Here is a 1,637-nt window from a genome sequence, read left to right on the forward strand (position 1 = left end):
GTAATACCTCCACCTATAGTAGCACCTTCTCCATTAGAAATTTCAAGTTTATTATCACTATTGTTAGTGATAGAGCCACTTATACCTGTATCAGAAGTAGAGGTGTTAGTGATGGAATCAAGTTTACCGCCATCTTCTACTACTATATTTCCTGAGATAGAACCACTTCCTGTATTGGTAATACCACCTTCAACTGAACCTCCACTTTCTACCTTGATTTCACCTGCTATAGAACCATTGCCTTGATTGACTATGCCAGAGCCTCCACTTGAAGAGCTAACACTACCTCCTGAGATGATAATGCCACCTTTTTTATCATCATTATCGCTACTACCACCTATGATACCTTCATTGACTATACCAGCAGCTCCACCGCTTACTTCACCTGCTATGGTGATTTGAGCATTGATTTCTTTACCGCCTCCTATATAAATTCCAGATTTACCGCCTTCTACTTTAGCACCTTGTTTAACTTCAATGGCGTCGGCTTCAATAACCTTAGAACTTCCATGATCTATATTAATACCATTATGTCCAGCCTTAATGCTACTGCCTTTTTCTAGGATGATTTTACCTAGCTCGATTTTATTACCACTGCCCCCTGCATCTCCATAATCATAAAAACTTATACCATTTAAATCTACTTCTATAGTACCTTTATTAACAAGGGTTTCTATTTTATTACCCGCTTCTGCAAAAATACCATTAGACTTTGATTTAATAGTTCCTTCATTAGTAAAATTATTAATGACAGAAGCAGCACCATAAGGAGCTACAAGATTGATAGCTGCTCCAAAATCATGATTGCTTGTTGATTCTATGGTTCCTTTGTTAGTAAAATTTTCTATAGTAGCATTAGTTAAATTTAAACCAAAAATACCAGAAATTAAACCTTCGTTATTGAAATTTGTTATTGTATTATAGCTTAAGCTTATACCTGATGAAGCTCCATATGCTGAAGGCTCTTCTCTTCCTGTGCTATTTATGGTTCCCTTGTTGGTAAAATTTTCTATGGTACTATTTATACTTATACCATTGCTACTATTTCCTAGTATAGTTCCGTTATTAGTGAAATTTTTTATAGTGCCAGCAGTAGTTACGCCATTACCCCCACTGATCAGACCGCTGTTGGTAAAGCTTTGTATATTAGCATTTCCTTGGAAGTAAATTCCTTTATCATTATTAGAAGCTGTTATAGTTCCACTATTGTTAAATTTATCTATATTAAGAGTTCCTGAGTTACCTCCCCAAATTCCCATATAGATTTGACCATTGATTTGGTTTTTATTTTCAAAGGTATTAACAGCAATGGTTCCTGTAAAGCCGCTACTACTATTTTCTACACTTATCTTGCCATTGATAGTTCCGCTGTTGCTGAGATTTTTAATAGTAAGATTATTGCTTCCGCTTGTACTAGCAAAAATAGCCTTATCTGCGCTAATAAAACCACTATTGGTAAAACTGTCTATATTTGAAATTCCAGACATCTTAATACCTTCTGATTTTGCTGTTATGGTTCCACTATTATTGAAAGCTTTTATATCAGCATTTCCTTCGAAAAATACTCCTTGGCCATTAGAAGCTGTTATAGTTCCACTATTGTTAAATTTATCTATATTAAGAGTTCCTGAGTTACC

At 35.0% G+C, this 1,637-nt stretch carries 1 protein-coding gene; it reads right to left on the reverse strand.

Features of this window, described 5'->3' with window-relative positions:
* The coding region (locus AJ887_RS10175; protein WP_410002258.1) for a beta strand repeat-containing protein at nucleotides 1–1,637 on the reverse strand (1,637 nt) is incomplete at both ends.

Source organism: Campylobacter sp. BCW_6466 (assembly GCF_001762835.1).
Taxonomy (GTDB): Bacteria; Campylobacterota; Campylobacteria; order Campylobacterales; family Campylobacteraceae; genus Campylobacter_D; species Campylobacter_D jejuni.